Genomic DNA, 23,109 nt, shown 5'->3' with positions numbered 1-23,109 from the left:
TCGGCCTCTGGAACAGGAGAATTTGAGAATGACCGACAAGCTTTCGCAGAGCGCCGACAAGGTCCTCGACCACTACACCCTCTTCCGGCAGCCCGAATATGCGGCGATGTTCGAGAAGAAGAAGACCGAGTTCGAGTACGGCCATTCGGACGAGGAAGTCGCCCGCGTGTCCGAATGGACGAAGTCCGAGGACTACAAGGCGAAGAACTTCGCCCGTGAAGCGGTCGTCATCAACCCGACCAAGGCCTGCCAGCCGATCGGCGCGATGTTCGCCGCCCAGGGCTTCGAGGGCACCCTGCCCTTCGTCCACGGCTCCCAGGGCTGCGTCGCCTATTACCGCACCCATTTGACCCGTCACTTCAAGGAGCCCAACAGCGCGGTCTCCTCGTCGATGACGGAAGACGCGGCGGTGTTCGGCGGCCTGAACAACATGATCGACGGCTTGGCGAACGCCTATGCGCTCTACAAGCCGAAGATGATCGCGGTGATGACCACCTGCATGGCCGAAGTCATCGGCGACGATCTGCAGGGCTTCATCGCCAACGCGAAGAACAAGGAAAGCGTCCCGGCCGACTTCCCGGTCCCCTACGCCCACACCCCGGCCTTCGTCGGCAGCCACATCGTCGGCTACGACAACATGATCAAGGGGATCCTGACCAACTTCTGGGGCACGTCGGAGAATTTCGACACGCCCAAGACCGAGCAGATCAACCTGATCCCGGGCTTCGACGGCTTCGCGGTCGGCAACAACCGCGAACTGAAGCGCATCGCCGGCGAGTTCGGCGTGAAGCTGCAAATCCTGTCCGACGTGTCCGACAATTTCGACACGCCGATGGATGGCGAGTACCGCATGTATGACGGCGGCACCACCATCGAGGAGACCAAGGAGGCCCTGCACGCCAAGGCCACCATCTCCATGCAGGAGTACAACACGACCCAGACCCTGCAGTTCTGCAAGGAGAAGGGCCAGGAAGTCGCCAAGTTCAACTACCCGATGGGCGTCACCGGCACCGACGAGCTGCTGCTGAAGCTCGCCGAACTGTCCGGCAAGCCGGTCCCGGCCAGCCTGAAGCTGGAGCGCGGCCGTCTGGTCGACGCCATCGCCGACAGCCACACCCACATGCACGGCAAGCGCTTCGCGGTCTACGGCGACCCGGACTTCTGCCTGGGCATGACCAAGTTCCTGCTGGAGCTGGGTGCGGAGCCGGTGCACATCCTGTCGACCTCCGGCTCCAAGAAGTGGGAGAAGCAGGTCCAGAAGGTGCTGGACGCCTCGCCCTTCGGCAAGTCGGGTGCGGCCCATGGCGGCAAGGATCTGTGGCACCTGCGCTCGCTGATCTTCACCGACAAGGTGGACTACATCATCGGCAACAGCTACGGCAAGTATCTGGAACGCGACACCAAGGTTCCGCTGATCCGCCTGACCTACCCGATCTTCGACCGCCACCACCACCACCGCTACCCGACCTGGGGCTACCAGGGCGCACTGAACGTGCTGGTGCGGATCCTGGACCGGATCTTCGAGGACATCGACGCCAACACCAACATCGTCGGCCAGACCGACTACTCGTTCGACCTGATCCGCTGACCGGCAGGCCGCCGGCGCTTCAGCTTTCGATTTGCAGGCATCGGTTCAGCCAAACCGTCGGGCCGGGATTTCCATCCCCCAGCCCGGCGGCAACCTCCCCCAGCCCGGAGAGCGTCGGCAACGGCGCGCTCCGGGTATTTTTGTCGGGAGAAGGAACACGGGAGACTGAGAAGCAGTCTTTATTTCTGGAGATTATATTGCCGCCTTGAAGTAATTTATGGTCGGTCCGCAGAACGATCAGGCTTCAAAAAGCGGATGGATTTTGCAGAGACTAAAATATATAGGGGAGAAATAGGTAAAATTGCATATATTGAGCAAAAATCACCCTTATATTCATGCTTTCACCACACCTTAGGACCAATACTAATTGACCTAATTCCGCTCCATGCGCTTCGATTATTTACGGTCGGCTTTCGATCGTGGCGCACCGCAAACGCAAGGAAGGGGGGCGGAAATGTTCGGCTTCATTCAGACGATCTATGGCAAGGGTTCAAACAGCCACGCCCTGCTGTCCGCCTTGGACCGCTCGCTTGCCATCATCGAGTTTTCCCTGGATGGAACGATCCTGAATGCCAACCCCAATTTCCTGGCGGTGATGGGCTATTCATTGCCCGAAGTGGTCGGACGCCATCACAGGATGTTCATCGACCCGGCCGAACATGCCAGTCCCGCCTATCAGGAGTTTTGGGATCGGCTGAGACGCGGCGAGTTCCAGCGGGCGTTGTACCGGCGCATCGCCAAGAACGGTCGCGAGATTTGGATCGAGGCCACCTACAACCCCATTCTCGATGCCACCGGCCGTGCCTGCAAGATCATCAAAGTCGCCACCGACGTCACCGAACGGCAGGCGACGAACGCCGACATGCGCGGCAAGATCGATGCGATTTCGCGGTCGCAGGCGGTGATCGAATTCAATCCCGACGGCACGGTCATCACCGCCAACGAGAATTTCCTCACCGTTCTCGGCTACAGTCTGGATGAAGTCCGCGGGCGCCATCACAGCATGTTCATCGATCCGCAGGAGCGCGAAGACTCCCGCCTATCGCGAATTCTGGAAAAGGCTCAACAGCGGACAGTTCGAAACTGCCCAATACCGGCGCATCGGCAAGGGCGGGCGGGCTGTCTGGATTCAGGCGTCCTACAACCCGGTGTTCGACGACATGGGCCGACTGTGCAAGGTGGTTAAGTTCGCAACGGACATCACCGAACAGATCGGCATGCTGGGCCGCCTGAAGTCCCTGATCGACACCAATTTCTCGGAGATCGAACAGGCGATGACCACGGCCCACCGGCAGGCCGATACCGCCGCTGCCGCATCGTCGCAGACGCGGGTGACTGTACAGACCATCGCGGCCGGCGCGGAGGAGCTGACGGCGTCCGCCCACGAAATCGCCGACGGCATGTCCCGGTCGCAGCAGGCGGCCGATGTCGCGGTGAGCGAGACCAACAACGCCGACCGGGCCGCCACCCGACTTTCGGAAGTCGCAAAGGCGATGGGAGGCATCGTCGAACTGATCCGTTCCATCGCCGGACAGATCAACATGCTGGCCCTGAACGCGACCATCGAGGCGGCGCGGGCGGGCGAGGCCGGCAGGGGCTTCGCCGTGGTTGCCAACGAGGTCAAGAACCTGGCCAACCAGTCGGCTAACGCGACCGCCCAGATTTCCCGCGAAATCGAGGGAATGCGATCCGTCTCCGGCGATGTCGTGTCTTCCCTGTCGGCAATTCGCATAGCCATGAACAATCTGCGCGAATTCGTCGTCATGTCCGCCGGCGCCGTCGAGGAGCAGACCACCGTCACCGCGAGCATCTCCGTAAACATGCAGGGAGCATCGACCTCGGTGGCGGTGGTGGACCGGAACATCACCTCAATCTCCACCGCCTTCGCTCAGGTCGGAACCGCCATCGCCTCGACCAAGGAGGCGGCGCAAGTGCTCGCCCGCTGATCGGGCTGGCGGGCTGGCGGGCTGGCCAGCCATTTCGCCTCAACCGCCGCGAATCGCGAAGCCGACCACCCGTTCCAGTGCACGGTCGGCCGCCGCCTGCCAGCCCTCGCCGCCCAGCTCGATCGAAGCCGGCGGGAATCCGACCGACGGGGCGGCCATGCCGTCGCGGACCGGACGGGCGCGCAGCAGCAGACGGGGGCGGGCACCGCCGCTCCAGTCCTGGCGGCCTTCGAGGACGACCAGCAGGACCGGGCCATCGACCGCAAGCGGCGTCTCGGCAGGTTCGGCATCGGGCATTACCGCGCGCAGGCCGAGGCGAACCACCGCCTTGCCGTAACCGCCGGCTTTCCGGGCGACGAGATCGGCGGCGGCATCGCACAGCATCCCGGCCTCCGGTGGAACCGGGCGTTGGTCGAGGTCGAGGAACCGGCACGCGACACCGATCTCACCCCCCGGTTCCTGGGCCAGCCGGATCACCGCGCCGTCCTGTGCCGCCGCGGCGGGGACTGCCGCCAGCACCGCCACCATCGCGGCCGCATATCGCCAGCGCCTGCCGTACCGTTGCATTGTTGCTTTCCACCCGTTCGAGCCGTCCTGATACGGCCGGCCCTCCCCGCCCCCTGCGCGGCCCATCCCCTGCGCGACATGTGCGACACCCGACAAGCCCCCTGGGCGGAGCCGCCGATTGTCAGCTATCGGACAGGGTTGGAAAACCAGACAATCGTTTTTCGCCAACGACTTACCCACTGGCACGCCCCCTGCATCACGCCGATGCAGAGCCATTTCCGGCGCCAGGATGGGAGAGCGGGCATGCTCCAGGACAAGATCCAGGATGTCTTCAACGAACCGGGCTGCGCGACCAACCAGACCAAGTCGGCCAAGGAGAAGAAGAAGGGCTGCACCAAGTCGCTGAAACCAGGGGCGGCGGCCGGCGGCTGCGCCTATGACGGGGCGATGATCGTGCTCCAGCCGATCGCCGACGCCGCCCATCTGGTCCATGGCCCCATCGCCTGCCTCGGCAACAGCTGGGACAACCGCGGCTCCAAATCCTCGGGCTCGCAGCTCTACCGCACCGGCTTCACCACCGATCTGTCGGAACTGGACGTCATCGGCGGCGGCGAGAAGAAGCTCTACCGCGCCATCAAGGAAATCGTTCAGCAATACGACCCGCCGGCCGTCTTCGTCTATCAGACCTGCGTGCCCGCGATGACCGGCGACGACATCGCTGCGGTCTGCAAGTTCGCCGCGCAGAAGCTGGGCAAGCCGGTGATCCCGGTCGATGCCCCCGGCTTCGTCGGATCGAAGAATCTCGGCAACAAGCTGGCCGGCGAAGCCCTGCTCGACCACGTCATCGGCACGGTCGAGCCCGAATACACCACGCCCACCGATGTCTGCATCATCGGCGAATACAACCTCGCCGGCGAGCTGTGGCTGGTCAAGCCGCTGCTGGACGAGATCGGCATCCGCCTCTTGTCCTGCATCTCCGGCGACGGCCGCTACCGGGAGGTGGCCCAGGCCCACCGCGCCCGCGTCACCATGATGGTGTGCAGCCAAGCGCTGGTGAATGTCGGCCGCAAGATGGAGGAGCGCTACGGCATCCCCTATTTCGAGGGCTCCTTCTACGGCGTCTCCGACATGTCGGACACGCTGCGCACCATGACCCGGATGCTGGTGGAGCGCGGCGCCGACAAGAGCCTGATCGACCGCGCCGAGGGCGTGATCGCGCGGGAGGAAAGCCGGGTCTGGCGCCGGCTGGAACCCTACAAGCCGCGTTTCGACGGCAAGCGCGTCCTGCTCTTCACCGGCGGGGTCAAGAGCTGGTCGATGGTCAGCGCGCTGGAGGGCGCGGGGCTTACCATCCTCGGCACCTCCACCAAGAAATCGACCAGGGAGGACAAGGAGCGCATCAAGAAGATGAAGGGCGAGGAGTTCCACCAGTGGGACGATCTGAAGCCGCGCGACATCTACAAGATGCTGGCCGACAACCGGGCCGACATCATGATGTCCGGCGGCCGGTCGCAGTTCATCTCCTTGAAGGCCAAGGTTCCCTGGCTCGACATCAACCAGGAGCGCCACCACGCCTATGCCGGTTATGACGGCATCGTCAATCTCTGCGAGGAGATCGACAAGACGCTGTCCAACCCGATCTGGCGTCAGGTCCGCCAGCCGGCACCGTGGGAGTCGGGCCCGTCCTCCGCCCTTCTGGCTTCCTCGATGGCGGCGGAGTGACGGCGATGTCCCACATCCAGCGCTTCCCCTCCGCCGCCAAGGCCGCGTCGACCAACCCGCTGAAGATGAGCCAGCCGCTGGGCGCGGCGCTGGCCTATCTCGGCGTCGACCGCTGCCTGCCGCTGTTCCATGGCTCGCAGGGCTGCACCGCCTTCGGGCTGGTGCTGCTGGTGCGCCATTTCCGTGAGGCGATCCCGCTGCAGACCACGGCGATGGATCAGGTCGCCACCATTCTCGGCGGCTACGACAATCTGGAACAGGCGATCCGCACCATCGTCGAGCGCAACGATCCCGCCATGATCGGCGTCGCCACCACCGGCGTCACCGAGACCAAGGGCGAGGACATGGGCGGGCAATACACGCTGTTCCGCCAGCGCAACCCCGACATGGCCGACACGGCGCTGGTCTTCGCCAACACCCCGGACTTCGCCGGCGGCTTCGAGGACGGCTTCGCCGCCGCGGTCACCGCCATCGTCGAGCGGCTGGTCGAACCGTCGCCGGTGCGCATCCCGACCCAGGTCAACGTGCTGGCCGGCTGCCACCTGTCGCCCGGCGACGTCGAGGAACTGCGCGACATCATCGAGGGCTTCGGCCTGTCGCCGATCTTCCTGCCCGACCTGTCGCTGTCGATGGCCGGCCGCCAGCCGTCCGACTTCACCGCCACCTCGCTGGGCGGCGTGACGGTCGATCAGATCCGCGCCATGGGCGCTTCGGCCATCACCATCGTGGTCGGCGAGCATATGCGGGTGGCCGGCAACGCGCTGGAGCTGAAGACCGACGTGCCCAGCCATTTCTTCAACCGCCTGACCGGGCTGGAGGCGACGGACAAGCTGGTCCGGCTGCTGACGGAGCTGTCGGGCAAGCCGGCGCCCGCCCGGCTGCGGCGCCAGCGCGAAAGCCTCGTCGATGCCATGCTGGACGGGCATTTCTTCTACAGCCGCAAGCGCATCGCCGTCGCGCTGGAGCCCGACCTGCTCTATGCCGTCACCGGCTTCCTCGCCGACATGGGGGCCGAGGTGATCGCCGCGGTGTCGCCGACGCAGAGCCCGGTGCTGGAGCGGCTGAAGGCCGCCACCATCATGGTCGGCGACCATTCCGATGTCGAGACGCTGGCCCGCGATGCCGACCTGATCGTCTCCAACTCGCACGGGCGGCAGGGGGCGGCGCGGATCGGCGTGCCGCTGCACCGCATGGGCCTGCCGCTGTTCGACCGGCTGGGGGCCGGTCTGCGGGTGCAGGTCGGCTACCGCGGCACGCGGGAGCTGCTGTGCGAGATCGGCAACCTGTTCCTCTCCCGCGAGATGGACCACGAGAGCCATGCCCACGGGCAGGACCGGCACGGGCACGACAACCACGGGGAATCCCACGGCTGCGGAGGCGGATCATGCGGATGCAACGCCGTCTGAGCGTGGTGCAGGACCCACGTCCGACCAAAGGAGGATCGATGAAGGTCGCTTTCTGCACCCAGGACATGCAGCACGTCGATGCGCATTTCGGCTGGGCCAAGAACATCGCCGTCTACCAGGTCGACCGCCAGGGCCATGCCTTTCTGGAGACATTCCAGTTCGGCGGTTCGATGTTCGAGGACGGCAACGAGGACAAGCTGGTGCCCAAGCTGGAGGCGCTGGCCGACGTCGCCATCCTCTATCTGTCGGCCATCGGCGCATCGGCCGCCGCCCGCGTGGTGGCGAAGAAGATCCATCCGGTGAAGGTCGAGGCCACCGACACAATCCCGGCCCTGCTCGACAAGCTGGTCCAGACGCTGAACGGCAATCCGCCGCCCTGGCTGCGCAAGGCGATGGGCGAAACGCCCGAATTCCATTTCGACGAGGAGGAGGTCTGAGTATGGCTGATGTGGCTGAATTGTCCGTCGCCGACCAGTTCGTGAAGACGCTGGTCCTGCTGTTCCGTGCCGAGGACAGCTATGGCGCCTGGGAAGGCAAGCCCGACGAGGCTCTGCTCGCCCCCTTCGTGCTCGACAAGGAGGCGCGGGCCGCCATCCCGATCATCGGCGATCCCGACCCGGACACGCTGTGGCGACTGGAGCTGTTCTACAAGGCGGTCGGGCTGATGGTGGAGAAGCAGACCGGCCTGATGGCCTCGCCGATGATGAAGATGAGCCATGAGGGCTTCGGCCGCATGATCCTCACCACCGGGCGGCTGGTGGTGGTGTCGAAGTCCCTGCGCGACGTCCACCGCTTCGGCTTCCCCAGCATCGAAAAGCTCGCCGCCGACGGCGCCAGGCTGGTCGAGGACGCCGTGGCGCTGATCCGGGAATATCCCGATGTCGCGAACCTCTGAACCACGGAGCTGCGACCATGAGCGAGATCGACGCCCTGAAGGACGAGATCAAGAAGCTGAACGCCCGCGCCACCCAGAAGAAGATGGACCTTCACGATTTGTCGGAAGAGCTTCCGCAGAATTGGCAATCCATCCTGACGGTGGCGCAGGAAACCTATGACGCGTTCAAGACCCTGACCGAGAAGCGGGCGGCGCTGAAGGCGCTGGAGACGGCGTAACCCCACCATTCCCAAAGAAGAGCTTAGGCGCACCCTTTCCCGAGAGGAGCATTCCCATGGCTGAGTTCCTGACCGGCACCACCCGCGGTGGTCAAAGCTGGACCCCGAAATTCGTCCAATCCATCGACCAGAAGCAGTGCATCGGCTGCGGCCGCTGCTTCAAGGTGTGCGGGCGCGGCGTGCTCGACATGATCGGCCTGACCGAGGACGGCGACATCGTCGACGCCTTCGACGACGAGGCCGAGAAGAAGATCATGACGGTCAAGGAAGCGGCCAACTGCATCGGCTGCGAAAGCTGCTCCAAGGTGTGCTCGAAGAGCTGCATCACCCATGCGCCGGTGGCGGCCTAGAGTGTGATCGGTTCAAGCGGAAGCGCTTGAAGCGTGAATCACACGGAAAACCAAAAACTTAGAGCCTGTCTGTGCTCGTTGAAGCATCAGACAGGCTCTAAAAACGGGGGCTGACGCACGGGCGCCGGCCCCCACCCTTTTCAGTACGCGTATTCCTTGAACACCGGATCGACGCTGCCGCCCCAGGGCCCGTTGAACTTCTCAAGAAGCTCGTCGGCGGGGCTGCGGCCGGTCTCGGCGACGACCTGAAGCGTGTCGAGGAAGTGGGTCTCGTCGTCGCCCCAATTGTCGTTGCGGGCGCGGCGGGCCAGACCGTCGCGGGCAATCGCCAGCATCTCCAACGCCACGTTCCGCACCGTCCCGGTGCGGAAGGTCGTGCGCAGGCCGGACCGCGGCACCTCGGCACGCAGATGCGCCCGCTCCGCCGTCGTCCAGTCCTTCACCAGATCCCAGGCGGCATCCAGCGCCACCTGATCGTAGAGCAGCCCCACCCACAGGGCCGGCAGGGCGCACAGGCTGCGCCACGGGCCGCCGTCGGCGCCACGCATCTCCAGATACTTCTTCAGCCGCGCTTCCGGAAAGGCCGTGGTGGTGTGGTCGGCCCAGTCGGTGATCAGCGGCAGCTCGCCCGGCAGCGCCGGCAGCTTGCCATCCATGAAATCGCGGAAGGACTGGCCGGCCGCATCGATATAGGTGCCGTCGCGGTAGACGAAGTACATCGGCGTGTCGAGCAGATAGTCGACATAGCGCTCGAAACCGAAGCCGTCCTCGAACACGAAGGGAATGTCGCCGGTGCGGTCGGCGTCGGTGTCGGTCCAGATGTGGCTGCGGAAGCTCTGGAAGCCGTTCGGCTTGCCCTCGGTGAAGGGGGACATGGCGAACAGGGCGGTGGCGATGGGCTGGAGGGCCAGCGACACGCGGAACTTCTTCACCATGTCGGCTTCGGAGGCGAAGTCGAGGTTCACCTGCACGGTGCAGGTCCGCGTCATCATGTCGAGGCCGAGCGAGCCGACCTTCGGCATGTAGTCGCGCATGATCTTGTAGCGGCCCTTCGGCATCCAGGGGATGTCGTCGCGCGTCCATTTCGGCTGGAAGCCCAGCCCCATCATGGCGATGCCCAGCTCGCTCCCGACCTCCTTCACCTGGCGCAGGTGGCGGTGCACCTCGGCACAGGTCTGGTGCAGGGTCTCCAGCGGGGCGCCGGACAGCTCGACCTGCCCGCCGGGCTCCAGCGTGATGTTGGCCATGTCCTGGACCAACGCGATGATGTTGCCCTTCTCCTCCACCGGCTGCCAGCCGAAGCGGGTCATGCGGGTCAGCAGTTCGCGGATGCCGTCCGGCCCGTCATAGGGCAGCGGCCGCAGGTCGGAGGTGCGGTAGGCGAATTTCTCGTGCTCGGTCCCGATGCGCCAGTCGGGTGCCGGCTTGCAGCCGGATTCGAGATAGGCCGCAAGCTGGCGGCGGTCGGTGATGGGTTCGCCGCGCGTTGTCGGGGGTGCGGACATGAAGTCTCTCGCGGGAAGTGGACGGAGGTTCGGCCGGGTGACGGCCGGTTATGGGATCGGCGCGCGGAAAGGCGGACGCCGGTCGCTTCCCCCGGCAGTCCAATCCCCGGCCAAGGACTGCCAGCAAGCCAACGCCGCCACCACCGCCGTGTCGGCCCGCAGAATGCGCGGACCCAATCCCACCGGAACAACAAAGGGAAGTTTGGCGAGTTCGTCAAGTTCCGACTGGTCGAAGCCGCCCTCCGGCCCGACCAGCAAGGCGGCCGGCCCGGGCGGCGCATCGCGCAGCACCTCGGCCACCGGACGGGCGGACCCGGCCTCCGCGCACAGATAGAGCCTGCGGTCGGCCGGCCAGCCGGCCAGCGCGCGGTCCAGCGGCACCGCCTCGCCCATCTCCGGCACGCTGAGGCGCTCGCACTGCTCGGCCGCCTCCACCGCGTTGGCGCGCAGCCGGTCGAGGTTGACGCGGTTGGGATCGGTTCGCCGGGTGAAGACCGGCCACAGGCGGGACACCCCCATCTCCGTCGCCTTCTCCGCGACGAAGTCGATGCGGCCCTTCTTCAGCGGCGCGAACAATAGCCACAGGTCCGGGGTGGTGTCCTGCTCCCGCCGCTGCTCCGCCACGGTCAGCGAGCACCAGCCCTTGCCGAAGCCGTCGATGACCGCCCGCCATTCGCCGTCACGTCCGTTGAACACCGCGACGGAGTCGCCGCGGTCCAGCCGCAGGACATGGCGCAGGAAATGGGCGCGCTCATGGTCGAGCCCGACCGACTGGCCTTCGGCCAGCGGGCTGTCGACATACAGGCGGGTCTTGATCGGGTCGGCCATGGCATTCGTCTCCGCGGGGCGGTGGAGACTATAAAGCGGATCGCGTGAAACCGGACGAGATTTGACGCGCGAGGCAGCCCTTCAAATACAGCGCCAAAGGTTCATGCGCTTCACGGTAGACGCACCGAGGCTTCGGACGGGGGCGCCACGTGCCGAACCCGGTCCGGAGGCCGGCGTCAGCCGACGGCGATCAGGGAGTTGATCTGCCGGCGCAGGTCGTTGGGCTGAACCGGCTTGTGCAGGATGCGGATCTGGTCCGCCTTGGCCGCGGCCATCAGTTCGGCCCCGGTGTCGCCGGTCAGGATTATCGCGGGCACGGTGACGCCACAGGCCTCCCGCACCGCCCGCACGGCGGTGATGCCGGACCAGCCGTCGCGCAGCCGGTAGTCGGACAGGATCACGTTGGGCAGTGGGCAGCCGGGCAGCTTCGCCAGGACGGTTTCCACATCCTCGGCGGCAAGCACCTGATAGCCCCAGGTGTCCAGCATGATCTCCATCCCGGCCAGAATGATCGACTCGTCGTCGATGACGACGGCGAAACGGTCCGGTGTTGTGCTCATGTCCATTTACGATTGCAGGCCGCTGAGGTTATGACAAAGAAACAGTATTGGCACGATTTTGACGAGCGCAAGATCACAGGCTGCAATTTTCCATGGCTTGGGCTCGGGTGATTTGCCGCACCGCGCTTGCCGCACGGAGGCCAGCCCGATACCTTCCCCGTCATCCACGCCCTGATTGCCGCCCTGATTGGCTGGTCAGACATCCTCATAGCACAGCGGAACCGCTGCCGTCATGCCCACTGCCTCCACAGGCCCCACTCTGCCCGAGTTCGGCTTCACCGACATCCGCCAGGACGGCTGGATCGCGCGGAAGCTCCCGCCCCGCGTGCGCCCTTATGTCACACTGGCGCGACTCGACCGTCCCATCGGGACATGGTTGCTGCTGTTCCCCTGTTGGTGGAGCGTGGCGCTGGCCATGCCGCAGCCCTTCCGCGACTGGCCGACGCTGCTCGGGCTGATGGCGCTGTTCGGCGTCGGCGCGGTGCTGATGCGCGGCGCCGGCTGCACCGTCAACGACATCCTCGACCGCAAGTTCGACGCGATGGTGGAGCGCACCCGCTCCCGCCCGATCCCGTCGGGTCAGGTGACGGTGCGTCAGGCCCTGGCCTTCCTCGCCGCCCAGCTTCTGGTGTCGCTGCTGATCCTGGTCCAGCTGGGCACGACGGCCATCGGGCTGGGGGTGCTGTCGCTGCTGCTGGTCTTCACCTACCCGCTGATGAAGCGCATCACCTGGTGGCCGCAGGCTTTCCTGGGGCTGACCTTCAACTGGGGCGCCCTGATGGGCTGGGCCACGGTTCAGAACGACGTCGGCTGGCCGGCCTTGGCGCTCTATGTGACGGGCGTCGCCTGGACGCTGGGCTATGACACCATCTACGCCCATCAGGACAAGGAGGACGATGCCCGCATCGGCGTGAAGTCCACCGCGCTGCGCCTGGGCGACCAGAGCAAGATCTGGATTTATGGCTTCTACACCCTGACCTATGTCGGCATCGGCATCGCCGGGCGTCTGGCGGGCCTGGGCGGGCTGTTCCTGCCGGTGCTGTCGCTGGCGGCCCTGCAGCTGGCCTGGCAGGTCGCGACCTGGCGGCCGGACGATCAGGGCGATTGCCTGGACAAGTTCAAGTCCAACCGCTGGTTCGGCTGGCTGGTGCTGGCGGCAATCCTGGCGGGGAAGATTTAAGCGGGCATTGTGGGAGGGTGTCGGCTTCGATGCCCGAACCTCCGCACAAACGAAAAGGGCGGAGCCAAGCCCCGCCCTTCCTGAAAACCTGAATCTATACCGCTCAGCGTTCGCTGGTGTCGGCCAGCTGGGCGACGGCGTTGCCGGAGCCGGGCTTGCGGCCGGGAGCGACGGTGCGGTGGCTGCCGGGACCGGAAAGCTCGGCGACCGTGACCGGGGCGGACTGCGCACCGGACGGCTTGCGCGACGGCAGCACCGCGACGTCGATGCGCTGCGGCTTCTGCGGCGTCTGGGAGGCGACGGCGGTCGTGGCAAGGCTCTGCGGCTTGCGGCCGGGGACCGAGACGCTGAGGTTCTTCTGCGGGTGCAGGGAGGCTTCCATCATGCGCGGGCCGTTGGCCTTGGCACGGCCACGCGGGCTGCTGGCGAAGCCCTGGTCCATGCCGCGGTCGCCGGCATCCAGCATCCGGCCGCCGCGCGGGGCGTCGGACTCGCCTTCCGGCAGGATGAAGCCGTAGGCGGCGTAGACGCGCAGACCCATCTGGTCGGTCGGCTCGTGCCAGACGCGGACCGCGGACCAGTCGTTGTTGCGGGACACGTCGACCACCCGCATGCCGCGGCGAAGCCCGTCGCCGTCGATCCAGCTGTGATCGACCTCGATGGTGCGGCGGTCGATCACCGCGCTGACCAGCGAGACGTGGCCGCGGCGCATGTGGCCGGTGCGCTTGAAGACGAGGACGGAGCCGATGGCGGGGCGGTGTTCGCGGTCATACTGGCCGGCGGCGTGATCCCACCAGGTCCAGGCGTCGCCGCGTATGGTGAAGTCGGAGATGGAGCGGACCGTCCGAACGCAATCGCCGTCTTGTGCGGCCGCCGTCGACACGGTAAGGGGGCTCAGCGCGATCAAAGCCGCAAACGAAAGGCCGATGGCGGTTCCCCTCTGCCGCATGACTCCCCCAATCCCTCTGTTTTCCCCTGGTGGAAACGGGTAACACGGGTTCGCAGCTGTGTCTACACCGTTTGAATTATGTAACATTGATAAGCCACCGCCAGCCTTCCTCCCAACAGCGGAGCCCCTTGGGAAACCTCGTATGAACAATGCATCTCCGCCAGATTTCGTCCGCGATAACACGACGCTGACGACCACGCCGCTGTTGCCGGAAATCCAGCTTCATCTTGCCACCGAAGTCACTCCACTCTGGCAGGCGACCGAGGAGACCTTGGCCGCCACGAATTTGCCACCGCCATACTGGGCTTTCGCTTGGCCCGGGGGACAGGCTGTGGCGCGGCTGGTGCTCGACCGGCCGGAGCTGGTTGCCGGCAGGTCGGTGCTCGATTTTGCCGCAGGCACCGGGCTGGTCGGCATCGCCGCGATGAAGGCGGGGGCGGCGCGGGTGCAGTCCTGCGACATCGACCGCTTCTCGCTGGCCGCCATCGCGCTGAACGCCGAAGCCAACCGGGTGGAGGTCAAGCCGGTCAGCGCCGATCTGGTCGGCCGGCCGCTGCCGGGCATCGAGGTGGTCCTGGCCGGCGACGTCTGTTACGAGCGGCCGATGGCCGAGCGGGTCACCGCATGGCTGCGCGAGGTCGCCGCCACCGGCACGCTGGTGCTGCTGGGCGATCCCGGCCGCGCCTATTTCCCGGCGAGCGGCGTCGAGAAGCTGGCGACCTACACCGTTCCGACCTCGCTGGAGCTGGAGGACCGCGAAGCGCGCGAAACCGCAATCTGGCGCCTGTTGCCTGACGCCTAGCGATTGAGACGCGACACGGCCAGCCGCAGGTCGGCCAGGAAGGTCGGCTGCTCGACCAACTGGCCGCGCAGCAGGTAGCTGGGGTGGAAGGTCGGCACCACCTCCACCCCCTCCAGCAGGCGGCAGGGCAGCACCGTGCCGCGCAGCTGCAGGATGCCGTTCTCCCCGGTCAGCGCCCAGGTGGGGGTCCGGCCGAGCGCCACGATCACCGACGGGCGATAGTCGGCCAGGGTGGCGCGCAGATGCTCGATCTCGCCGGCGAACTCGGCCAGCAGCCGGTCCGACGTGCCGAAGGCGCCCCAGCTCTCGTCGATCTCCCGCCCCTCCTTGCGGGCACGGGCGCGCGAGGAGAAGAAGTGCCCCACCTTGTTGCCGGGCGGCTGGTAGCGGAAGACGTTGGCGACGAGACATTCCGCCCGTTCGATGCCGACGGCGGCCAGCGATTCGTCCAGCAGCTTGCCGCTGCGCCCGACGAAGGGAGTGCCCTGCCGCGCCTCCTCCGCCCCCGGCGCCTCGCCGACGATGGCAAGCCGCGGCCCGTCCACCGGCTTGGTCGGATACTGGTAGTCGGCGAAGGGCATGTCGGTGCGCAGGTCTGTCATCGGATCGGTTCCAAAAGTGCATCGCGAGAACTCAAGGCAGGGTGCCGGACTTGCCGAAGCACCGCCCGGAACCCAAGCTTCTAGGCGGTACGCTTCTAGCGCAGACCACCAGTCAAGGCCACCAACAGGGGAGAGACCGGGATGACGCCACAGGCGCCGACGACGCAGGAACTGGCAGCGAAGACCTGCGAACCCTGCCGCGGCGGGATTCCGCCGATGGACCGCACGATGGCCGAGTCCTATCTGGTGCAGGTGCCGGGCTGGGTCCTGAAGGAAGGCCCCGACCGCATCGAGCGCGACTTCCGCTTCCCCGACTTCGTCCAGGCCCAGGCCTTCGCCAATCAGGTGGGCGACCTGTGCGAGGCGGAAGGCCACCATGCGGAGATCCATTACGGCTGGGGCCACTGCTCCGTCGCCTTCTGGACCCACAAGATCAAGGGCCTGCACGAGAACGACTTCGTCATGGCGGCGAAGGTGAACGGGCTGGCCGACGCGCCCTATGTGCCGGCATCGGTGGGAACCCCGCCGCCGCCCTATGTGCAGGGCGCGTGAGAAGCACAGGTGGGGCAAGGCCTTGGCCTACCCCCACAGCTCCGCCGACGGCGGCTGCACCACCGCGCCGTCATAGACCAGCCCCGGCTCGCGGTCGCGGGCGAGCAGCAGCGGGCCGTCGAGGTCGACATAGCGCGCCCCCTGCCCCACCAGCATGGCCGGCGCCATCGCCAGCGACGTCGCCACCATGCAGCCGACCATCACCTCGAAGCCCATGGCGTGGGCGGCGGCGGTCATCGCCAGCGCCTCGGTCAGGCCGCCGGTCTTGTCCAGCTTGACGTTCACCACCCGGTAGAGCCCGCGCAGGCGCTCCAGCGACTCCAGCCCGTGGCAGGATTCGTCGGCACCGAGCGGCACCGGGCAATCGACCCCGCGCAACGCCTCGTCCTGGCCGGCGGGCAGCGGCTGCTCGATCATCTCGACGCCCAGCCCGGCGAGCACCGGGGCGAAGCGATGCAGTTGGTCCAGCGTCCAGCCCTCGTTGGCGTCGACCACCAGCCGGGCGGCGGGAGCGGCCGCGCGGACGGCGGCGACACGGTCGAGATCGCCCTCCCCCGTCAGCTTCATCTTCAGCAGCGGATGCCGTGGCGCCCGCTCCCGCGCCGCGGCGGCCATCGCGGCGGGCGCGTCGACGCTCAGCGTGTAGCAGGTGACGAGCGGCCCCGGCGGCCGGGACAACCCGGCGAGCGTCCAGGCCGGCACGCCGCTGCGCTTGGCCTCCAGGTCCCACAGCGCGCAATCCAGCGCGTTGCGGGCGGCACCCGGCGGCATCAGCCGGCCCAGCGACCGGCGGTCGAGGCCGCCGGCGACGGCATCGGCCATCGCCTCCAGCGCGGCGGCGACCCCGTCGACGCTTTCGCCATAGCGGGCGTAAGGCACGCATTCACCGCGGCCGCGGTGGGGACCGTCGGTCACCTGCGCCACCACCACCGCGGCTTCAGTCTTGGCCCCGCGCGAGATGCGGAAGGCGCCGCGGATGGGAAAACTCTCCCGGTGGACGGTCAGCTGTTGGGCGGACATGCTCTGCAACCCCGAAACGGAACAGGGCCGGGAGTGTATCCCGGCCCCGTTCCATAAGGCGACAGGCTTGACGCGCAAGGGCTGGCGGCTTCAGCGCTCCTGAACGATGACGCCGTACCAGCCCAGCCCCTTGTAGGTCTCGTAACCCGGTGTCAGGGCGTAGCCGACCAGACGGTTCTTGTCGTCGATGTAATGGCCCATGGTGCCGGCGGCGCGGCGCAGCGGCACCGTCTCGGTCAGCATGCCGCGGCCGTCGGACGACGCGATGACGCGATGGCGGGCGTCGAGCAGCAGGCACCGCGACTTCTCGCGCTCGCCGGCTTCCAGCCGCACGCCCTCGACCACCGCGGCGGCCTGCGGCTCCCAGTCGAAGAAGATGCCGAGCACGCCGATGGCATCGCTGTCCGCCTCGCCGTCGCGCCGGATGGCGGTGGCATAGGTGGCGACGACGCGGTCGTCCAGGCTGCGGTTGCGGGCGACGTCGCCGACGGTGAACTCGCCGCCGTTGCGGGTGGCCAGCGCCTGGCGGAACCACGGCTCGTCCGACACGTTGGCGCCGCGCGCACCGGGATAGCGGTCGGGCCGGCCGTTGGCGATGACGGTGCCGTTGCGGTCGGCGATCCAGAGGTCGAGATAGACGGTGTAGGATTCCAGGATCACGCCCAGCCGGCGCGAGGCATGGCGGCGCGCCTCCTCCGTCGGATCGGCGGCGCAATCGACCACCGCGCTGTCGGTCGCCCACCAGCGAACGTCGCAGGACCGCTCATACAGGTTGCGGTCGATGATCTCGATCATGTTGAGCGACAGGTCGGCCAGCCGCTTGCCGTGCATCTCCTGCACCATGGCGCTGCCGGTGGTGGTCAGGTGATCGACGCGGGCGACGATTTCCGACCGCAGCTCCTTGGTGATGCTGTTGACCTGGGTCGAGATCTCCGACACCTCGTTGGCGACGACGGCGAAGCCGCGTCCGGCGTCGCCAGCCCGTGCCGCCTCGATCAGGGCGTTCATGGCCAGCATCTTGGTGCGCCGGGTGATGTCCTCGATCAAGGACACCTTCTTCGACGCAACATCCAGCACGCCACGCGACAGCTCGAACAGATCGGTGCCCGCCATGCTCATCGTCTTGTCCCCCGTCATGACCGTCCCTGCAGTCTCCAAATCAAAAGCCGTGCCAACGGTCACCGGCGCTCCGCAAACGGCCCACCTCCCCGGATTCCGCGGCACTTGGCCGCAGCGGACAGTCCGTCACCCGTCTCATCAGGGTTAGCGTACGGTTAAGCTGCTGAAACAGCAGGCATACTGGCGTCGGGTTGCGCAACAGGTTGCAAACTTGCCATAGGCGCGGCAGTCTTGTTGCGGAGACGTAACACGAATTCGCCACGAATTCGCAACAAAAATTCTTATTCACACTGCCAGACGCCAGATCAATTCCGCATTGCAAAAAGGCCGTCCACATCCTGTGCACATTCGCCGTGCAGTCGATGCGGCGCGCGCCGATGCAACGCGCCACCCTCCTCAGGCGACGCGGTGCATCTCGTCCAGGAAAAGCTGGACTTCCCGGGTCAGGCGGTCCGCCTCCGCGGCCATCCGCCCGGATGCCGCGAACACCTCGTGCGCGGTGCTGCTGGTGCGGCCGGCGGCGTCGGTGACGTCGCGGATGTCGTCGGACACGGCACGGGTGCCGGCGGCGGCCTGCTCCATGTTCACGACGATCTCGCGCACGGCGGAGCCCTGCTGCTCGATCCCGGCACTGATGCCGGCGGCGATCCGGTTGATCGACTGGATGGTGTGGCCGATGCCGACGATGGAGGTCACCGCCTCGTCGGTGGAGGACTGGATGGCGGAGATCTGCGCGGCGATGTCGCCGGTGGCCTTGGCGGTCTGATCGGCCAGCCGTTTCACTTCCTGCGCCACCACGGCAAAGCCCTTGCCCGCCTCGCCGGCACGTGCCGCCTCGATGGTCGCGTTCAGGGCCAGCAGGTTGGTTCTGGCTGGCGATGTCGTTGATCAGGGTGACGACGTCGCCCACCGTGCGCGCCGCACCGGATAGCGTGCCGACCAGCGCGTTGGACCGCTCGGCCTCGCCGACCGCGGTCTCGGCGACGCGGGCGACATCGCCGATCTGACGGGAGATGTCGGCGATGGAGGCGGACAGCTCCTCCGTCGCGGCGGCGACGCTGCCGACATTGCTGCCGGTCTGCGCGGCGGAGGCCGCGACCGACGACGCCTTGCCGGTCGCCTGGGTCGCATCCGTCTCCATGGTCCGGGCGGAGATCTCCAGCCGGTGTGCGGTGTCGGCAACCTCGCTGCACACGCTCTGGATCTGGCCTTCGAAACGCTGGGTCACGCCGGCGAAGCCGGCAACCTTCAGCGAGATGCTCTCCGTCGCCGCATTGATGGTGCGGCTGGCGTGCAGGAAGCCGCCCTGCATGCCGCGCAGCACGATGCGGCGGAAATACTTGTGCTCCGACACCGCATGCATGGAGGCGGTCGCCTCGCGCACGAAGGCGTCGGTGCGATCGATGGCGTCGTTGGTGGCGTGCATCAGCTCGCCCAGCGCCCCGCCCTCGCGGATGCCGATCACCCGCGCCTCGAAATCGCCGGCGGCGACGGCACGGTTCACCCGCGTCAGCCGGTCGACCGCCGCGCCGGCCCGGCGCAGGAACAGCAGCGCCCCCCCCAGCGCCGCCAGACCGGCCACCGCCAGACCGGCGCGCAGAGCCAGGCCGCCCATCCCCAGCAGATCGGCAGCCAGCAGCGCCGCCAGAGCCACGCCAGCCAGCACGGCCAGCCCGCCGGCCCGCGCCAGCGACGATGGCCCGGAAGAGGACGGCTTAGAGGGAGAAGACGAATTCGTCATACCCGATCCCCTTCTCCGCCAGCAGAGCGAGGACGGCGGCGAAGCCAGCCTCCATCCCCTGCTTGCGGTCGGCATGGCTGTTCTCGATGTCCAGAAGCTGGCGGTAGAGCGGGATGACCTTGTCCAGCGCCGCCCGCTCCGGCACCCGGCGGGAGGAGTGGTAGCCGATCACCCGCCCTGCGGCGTCGAAACTGGGCGTGACATGGGCGAAGACCCAGTAATGGTCGCCGTTGCGGGCACGGTTGACCACATAGGCGAAGATCTCCTTCCCCGCCGCCAGCGTGTCCCACAGCAGCTTGAAGACGCAGCGCGGCATATCGGGATGGCGGACGATGGAATGGGGCGCCCCCATCAGGTCGGCCTCGTCATAGCCGGCGACCCGCTGGAACACCCGGTTCGCGTAGGTGATCCGCCCCTTCAGGTCGGTTTTGGAAACGATGACTTCATCCGGGTCGAAGAAGCGTTCCACCCCCGTCAGGGGGACGTCGCGTCGTGCCATGTGCCTTCCGGTCTCCCGCTTCCCAAACCCGCACGGTCCCAAGCGCCCGATTGCAGCAGGTTTCGGCGGCAGGAACGGAATATGTCCGGATCGGCATGCCGCACGATATCCCGCAATACGGGAGCCGCAACGAAATGCACTCTAATGTGACGGAAGGCGACAGGAAAGACCCTACCCATTGCGAGGCCGAAATATTTGGGTGACCATCATCCGACCGGATGATGGTCCGGTCATTCCGGCGGGTAAGGGATGGTCAGCAGCCGGTCGGCCGGCGGGTTGTCCACCGTCACCACGGTGCCGTCGGGCCAGCGCACCTCGACCTGCTCCACCTCGTGCAGTGGCCCCAGCCCGAAATGGGCGACCGGTTCGCCCTGGCACAGATAGCCGGACCCGGCGCAGACCACCCGGCGCTGGCGCCGCCCGCCGGCGGTCAGGATGACGACCGCACCACGGGCCGGAGCGCCGAAGGGGGTCAACGGCTGGACGCGCAGCCAGCCGTTGTGGGAGGCCGCCGGGCGGTAGACCGACAGCGGCTGCCCGCCCCCATCCTGGACGCCATGGCTGTTGCCATGCGCCAGAACCAGCTCCAGGCGGCCGTCGCCGTCGATGTCGGCCGCGACCGCGCCGGTGCCCAGACCTTTCGGCTCGGCGGCGTCGCCAAGCTCCAGCTCCTGCCACTGGTCGTTGCGCCAGCCGAACAGGCGGTTGGGCTCGCCATGGGCGTGGAAGAACAGCTCCTCATAGCCGTCATTGTCGAAATCGGCGGCGACGACGGTGAAGATGCGGCCGGGCATCGACAGGTCGGCGCCGGCCGATTCGACGAAGGCGCCGCCCATGCGCTGGTGGAAGAGGCGCTGCGCCCCGTCCCAGGTGCCGACGACCAGATCGAACAGCCCGTCGCCATCGACATCCAGTGCCGCGACCGCACGGCCGGACGGGCGCGAATCGGCGATGCCGCGCTCCTCGGCGATTTCCTCGAAATTGCCGTCGCCCAGGTTGCGGAACAGCTGGTTGGGGCCGCCGTCGTTGACCGTCACCACATCCATATGGTCGGACACGATGGGCAGGACCGTGACGCCGCGCGCGGCACCGATGAAGTCGAGCCCCGCCTCCTCCGCGCCATCCTCCAGCCGGCCGCGCCGGGTCAGTTCGTACAGGCGCAGGGGACCGCCATCGGTCGCCACCAGGAAGCCGTAGCGGCCATGGCCCCAGCGGTCGACCGCCGCCACCGCACCCGCAGCGGTGTGGTTGGCCGCCGCAGCATTCTCCGCCTGCGCGAACAGGTCGAGCCAATGCTTGCCGAAGCAGGCGAACAGCCGGTCGGCCATGTCCTTGGCTCCGGTGGCGCGGTCGGAATTGACGATGTACAGCTCCTCCCGCCCGTCGCCGTCGATGTCGGCGGCGGCCAGCCCCAGCGCCGGGCCGGCGGGATCGGCGAGCAGCGGGTTGGCGATGTCGACCAGCCGGCCGTCGACCCATTTCAGGACGAGGTTGGCGGAACGGTAGCCGGCCACGACAAGCTCGAAGGCGCCGTCGCCGTCGATGTCCGTGACCGCAATCCCGTTCGACGGCCGCGGCGGGTTCTCGGCGATCAGCGACGAGCAATCGAGGAACATCGGCACCCTCTTGTCCCGTGGTCGGTCCACTCCGTCGCCCATTGGTCCGCTCAAGGAAGGCTGTCCAGGACAGACCTTTGGAGCCATTGGGCTTTCGTGCGGTGTATCCCTGTTGATACCCCGTCCCCGGCCGGCCGTAAACCCGGACGGAGGAACAGGGATGGCCTATGTCCGATGCCGCATCCCGACACCGCGGCGGACGGCGTCAGGGCCGGAACGAAAAACCCCTCCGGCGCTAAGGACGCCGGAGGGGTTTGAACCGTTGGAACGACGGTTTGGCTCAGATGCGCTTCTTCGCGCCGCCATTGCCGACGGCGCCGCCAGCCGGGCGCTTGGCCGCGCCAACGTCGTTGCCGGCCGACTTCTCCGCCGTCTTGGCCGCTGCGGCGGCCTTGGCCTGCTCACGCGCCGGCAGCTCGATGTTGACCTCCAGCGTCGAGCAGTCGCCGCCGCGGTCCAGCTTCACCTCGACCTTGTTTTCGTCGATGTTGACGTATTTGGCGATGACCGCCAGCAGTTCCTGCTGGAGCATCGGCAGATAGTCGGGGCCGCTGCGCCCGGCGCGCTCGTGCGCCATGACGATCTGCAGACGCTCCTTGGCCTGGACGGCCGACGCGCGGGGTGCCGCGCGGAAGAAGTTGAAGATGCTCATGCGCTCCTCCGCAGGAGCCGGCTGAACAGGCCCTTCTTCTGGGGGGTGACGAAACGGTGCTCGATGTCCTCGCCCAGGAAGCGGCCGACCGCGTCCGAATAGGCCAGGCCGGCGTTGGAAACCTCGTCCAGGATCACCGGCATGCCGACGTTGGAGGCGCGCAGCACCGCCTGGCTTTCCGGAATGACGCCGAGCAGCGGGATCGCCAGGATCTCCAGCACGTCGTCGACCTTCAGCATCTCGCCCTTCTCGACGCGCTCCGGGTCGTAGCGGGTCAGCAGCAGCTGCTGCGTCACCGGCTCCAGCCCCTGCTCCGCCCGGCGGGAGCGCGAGTTCAGCACGCCCAGGATGCGGTCGCTGTCGCGCACCGACGAGACTTCCGGGTTGGTGACGATGATCGCATGGTCGGCGAAATAGAGCGACATCAGGGCGCCGCGCTCGATGCCGGCCGGGCTGTCGCAGAGGATGTAGTCGAAATCCTTCGACAGCTCGTTCAGCACCTTCTCCACGCCCTCGCGGGTCAGCGCGTCCTTGTCGCGCGTCTGCGAGGTCGGGAGGATGTAGAGGTTCTCGATCCGCTTGTCCTTGATCAGCGCCTGGTTCAGCTTCGCTTCGCCGTTGATGACGTTGATGAAGTCGAAGACCACCCGGCGTTCGCAACCCATCACCAGATCCAGGTTGCGCAGGCCAACGTCGAAATCGATGACGACCGTCTTGAAGCCGCGAAGCGCCAGCCCGGTTGCGAAGGCCGCGGACGAGGTCGTCTTGCCGACACCGCCCTTGCCGGAGGTCATGACGATGATCTTGCTCAACGGAGCCTCTCCCATAATCCCAAAGTTGCCGTCACCGATA

Annotated in this window: 23 protein-coding genes and 2 pseudogenes; 12 read left to right on the top strand and 13 right to left on the bottom strand. The window is 66.9% G+C overall.

Going from position 1 to position 23,109, the window contains the following annotated elements; genetic code table 11:
- Positions 1 to 28 precede the first annotated feature (28 nt).
- From nifK to ACWPN3_RS27520, 3 genes and pseudogenes are all read left to right on the top strand, one after another.
- Positions 29 to 1,588, top strand: coding sequence for a nitrogenase molybdenum-iron protein subunit beta (gene nifK / locus ACWPN3_RS27530; RefSeq protein ID WP_109450496.1), 1,560 nt, complete (start codon positions 29 to 31; stop codon positions 1,586 to 1,588).
- A 385-nt stretch (positions 1,589 to 1,973) separates the two neighbouring features.
- Positions 1,974 to 2,606, top strand: a pseudogene (locus tag ACWPN3_RS27525) (PAS domain-containing protein); the annotation flags it as partial.
- Entirely contained in the window at positions 2,566 to 3,534 is a 969-nt protein-coding gene (locus tag ACWPN3_RS27520) for a methyl-accepting chemotaxis protein (RefSeq protein ID WP_492261854.1), read from the top strand. The pseudogene ACWPN3_RS27525 and the gene ACWPN3_RS27520, both read left to right, overlap by 41 nt.
- Positions 3,535 to 3,573: 39 nt before the next feature.
- Here ACWPN3_RS27520 and ACWPN3_RS27515 read toward each other — a convergent pair whose 3' ends face one another.
- Complete coding sequence (locus ACWPN3_RS27515; RefSeq protein WP_109450500.1) at positions 3,574 to 4,101, bottom strand: hypothetical protein; 528 nt, start codon at positions 4,099 to 4,101, stop codon at positions 3,574 to 3,576.
- A 243-nt stretch (positions 4,102 to 4,344) separates the two neighbouring features.
- On the opposite strand from ACWPN3_RS27515, the gene nifE reads away from it, so the two are divergent.
- The 6 genes from nifE to fdxB are packed head-to-tail and all read left to right on the top strand — an operon-like array spanning position 4,345 to position 8,632.
- Complete coding sequence (nifE, locus tag ACWPN3_RS27510) at positions 4,345 to 5,763, top strand: nitrogenase iron-molybdenum cofactor biosynthesis protein NifE (RefSeq protein WP_109450502.1); 1,419 nt, start codon at positions 4,345 to 4,347, stop codon at positions 5,761 to 5,763.
- Between the two features lie 5 nt (positions 5,764 to 5,768).
- The gene (gene nifN / locus ACWPN3_RS27505; RefSeq protein WP_492240153.1) at positions 5,769 to 7,169 is read left to right on the top strand and encodes a nitrogenase iron-molybdenum cofactor biosynthesis protein NifN; all 1,401 of its coding nucleotides are present in this window, start codon (positions 5,769 to 5,771) and stop codon (positions 7,167 to 7,169) included.
- A gap of 38 nt (positions 7,170 to 7,207) precedes the next feature.
- On the top strand, positions 7,208 to 7,606 hold the full coding sequence (nifX, locus tag ACWPN3_RS27500) for a nitrogen fixation protein NifX (RefSeq protein WP_109450505.1): 399 nt from the start codon (positions 7,208 to 7,210) through the stop codon (positions 7,604 to 7,606).
- A gap of 2 nt (positions 7,607 to 7,608) precedes the next feature.
- Positions 7,609 to 8,064 carry a NifX-associated nitrogen fixation protein gene (locus ACWPN3_RS27495; RefSeq protein ID WP_109450506.1) on the top strand — a complete coding sequence of 152 codons (456 nt, stop codon included), beginning with the start codon at positions 7,609 to 7,611 and terminating at the stop codon, positions 8,062 to 8,064.
- Positions 8,065 to 8,081: 17 nt separating this feature from the next.
- Positions 8,082 to 8,282, top strand: coding sequence for a CCE_0567 family metalloprotein (locus ACWPN3_RS27490; protein ID WP_455176626.1), 201 nt, complete (start codon positions 8,082 to 8,084; stop codon positions 8,280 to 8,282).
- 56 nt (positions 8,283 to 8,338) lie between these two features.
- Complete coding sequence (gene fdxB / locus ACWPN3_RS27485; protein WP_012973385.1) at positions 8,339 to 8,632, top strand: ferredoxin III, nif-specific; 294 nt, start codon at positions 8,339 to 8,341, stop codon at positions 8,630 to 8,632.
- 140 nt (positions 8,633 to 8,772) lie between these two features.
- On the opposite strand, the gene ACWPN3_RS27480 is transcribed toward fdxB, so the two are convergent.
- From ACWPN3_RS27480 to ACWPN3_RS27470, 3 genes are all read right to left on the bottom strand, one after another.
- Positions 8,773 to 10,137, bottom strand: coding sequence for a glutamate--cysteine ligase (locus ACWPN3_RS27480; RefSeq protein ID WP_492240152.1), 1,365 nt, complete (start codon positions 10,135 to 10,137; stop codon positions 8,773 to 8,775).
- 48 nt (positions 10,138 to 10,185) lie between these two features.
- A complete protein-coding gene (locus tag ACWPN3_RS27475; protein WP_492240151.1) occupies positions 10,186 to 10,965 on the bottom strand; it encodes a 16S rRNA (uracil(1498)-N(3))-methyltransferase in 780 nt (259 codons plus the stop codon).
- Positions 10,966 to 11,141: 176 nt separating this feature from the next.
- Entirely contained in the window at positions 11,142 to 11,525 is a 384-nt protein-coding gene (locus ACWPN3_RS27470) for a response regulator (protein ID WP_492261853.1), read from the bottom strand.
- A 232-nt stretch (positions 11,526 to 11,757) separates the two neighbouring features.
- Between ACWPN3_RS27470 and ubiA the strand changes: the two genes are divergently transcribed.
- Complete coding sequence (ubiA, locus tag ACWPN3_RS27465) at positions 11,758 to 12,705, top strand: 4-hydroxybenzoate octaprenyltransferase (protein ID WP_492261852.1); 948 nt, start codon at positions 11,758 to 11,760, stop codon at positions 12,703 to 12,705.
- A gap of 103 nt (positions 12,706 to 12,808) precedes the next feature.
- Here the strand turns inward: ubiA and ACWPN3_RS27460 are convergent, their stop codons facing one another.
- Positions 12,809 to 13,588, bottom strand: coding sequence for a CHAP domain-containing protein (locus ACWPN3_RS27460; protein ID WP_492240148.1), 780 nt, complete (start codon positions 13,586 to 13,588; stop codon positions 12,809 to 12,811).
- A 208-nt stretch (positions 13,589 to 13,796) separates the two neighbouring features.
- Between ACWPN3_RS27460 and ACWPN3_RS27455 the strand changes: the two genes are divergently transcribed.
- A complete protein-coding gene (locus tag ACWPN3_RS27455; RefSeq protein ID WP_492240147.1) occupies positions 13,797 to 14,456 on the top strand; it encodes a class I SAM-dependent methyltransferase in 660 nt (219 codons plus the stop codon).
- Here ACWPN3_RS27455 and ACWPN3_RS27450 read toward each other — a convergent pair.
- Positions 14,453 to 15,058: a uracil-DNA glycosylase gene (locus ACWPN3_RS27450; RefSeq protein WP_492240146.1), complete on the bottom strand. Its 606-nt coding sequence runs from the start codon at positions 15,056 to 15,058 to the stop codon at positions 14,453 to 14,455. The genes ACWPN3_RS27455 and ACWPN3_RS27450 overlap by 4 nt on opposite strands.
- Positions 15,059 to 15,199: 141 nt before the next feature.
- Between ACWPN3_RS27450 and ACWPN3_RS27445 the strand changes: the two genes are divergently transcribed.
- A complete protein-coding gene (locus ACWPN3_RS27445; RefSeq protein WP_492240145.1) occupies positions 15,200 to 15,610 on the top strand; it encodes a 4a-hydroxytetrahydrobiopterin dehydratase in 411 nt (136 codons plus the stop codon).
- 27 nt (positions 15,611 to 15,637) lie between these two features.
- Here ACWPN3_RS27445 and dgcA read toward each other — a convergent pair whose 3' ends face one another.
- From dgcA to minD, 7 genes and pseudogenes are all read right to left on the bottom strand, one after another.
- Positions 15,638 to 16,630 (bottom strand): N-acetyl-D-Glu racemase DgcA, encoded by a 993-nt coding sequence (dgcA, locus tag ACWPN3_RS27440; RefSeq protein WP_492240144.1) that lies wholly within the window; start codon positions 16,628 to 16,630, stop codon positions 15,638 to 15,640.
- A 90-nt stretch (positions 16,631 to 16,720) separates the two neighbouring features.
- Positions 16,721 to 17,767, bottom strand: coding sequence for a PDC sensor domain-containing protein (locus ACWPN3_RS27435; RefSeq protein WP_492240143.1), 1,047 nt, complete (start codon positions 17,765 to 17,767; stop codon positions 16,721 to 16,723).
- A gap of 378 nt (positions 17,768 to 18,145) precedes the next feature.
- A pseudogene (locus ACWPN3_RS27430) lies at positions 18,146 to 19,490 on the bottom strand (methyl-accepting chemotaxis protein).
- Positions 19,465 to 19,989, bottom strand: a complete 525-nt coding sequence (locus tag ACWPN3_RS27425; protein ID WP_492240142.1) for a PAS domain-containing protein — start codon at positions 19,987 to 19,989, stop codon at positions 19,465 to 19,467. Before ACWPN3_RS27425 ends, ACWPN3_RS27430 begins: the two are co-directional and overlap by 26 nt.
- 230 nt (positions 19,990 to 20,219) lie before the next feature.
- A complete protein-coding gene (locus ACWPN3_RS27420) occupies positions 20,220 to 21,605 on the bottom strand; it encodes a CRTAC1 family protein (RefSeq protein WP_492261851.1) in 1,386 nt (461 codons plus the stop codon).
- Between the two features lie 280 nt (positions 21,606 to 21,885).
- Complete coding sequence (gene minE, locus ACWPN3_RS27415; RefSeq protein WP_109450533.1) at positions 21,886 to 22,257, bottom strand: cell division topological specificity factor MinE; 372 nt, start codon at positions 22,255 to 22,257, stop codon at positions 21,886 to 21,888.
- Entirely contained in the window at positions 22,254 to 23,069 is an 816-nt protein-coding gene (gene minD / locus ACWPN3_RS27410) for a septum site-determining protein MinD (protein ID WP_014247062.1), read from the bottom strand. Before minD ends, minE begins: the two co-directional genes overlap by 4 nt.
- Positions 23,070 to 23,109: the final 40 nt, after the last annotated feature.

The sequence above is a fragment of the Azospirillum sp. UENF 111221 genome (genome assembly GCF_058780625.1).
Note: the sequence above shows the minus strand (reverse complement) of the source record. Positions and strands in the feature narration are given on the sequence as shown.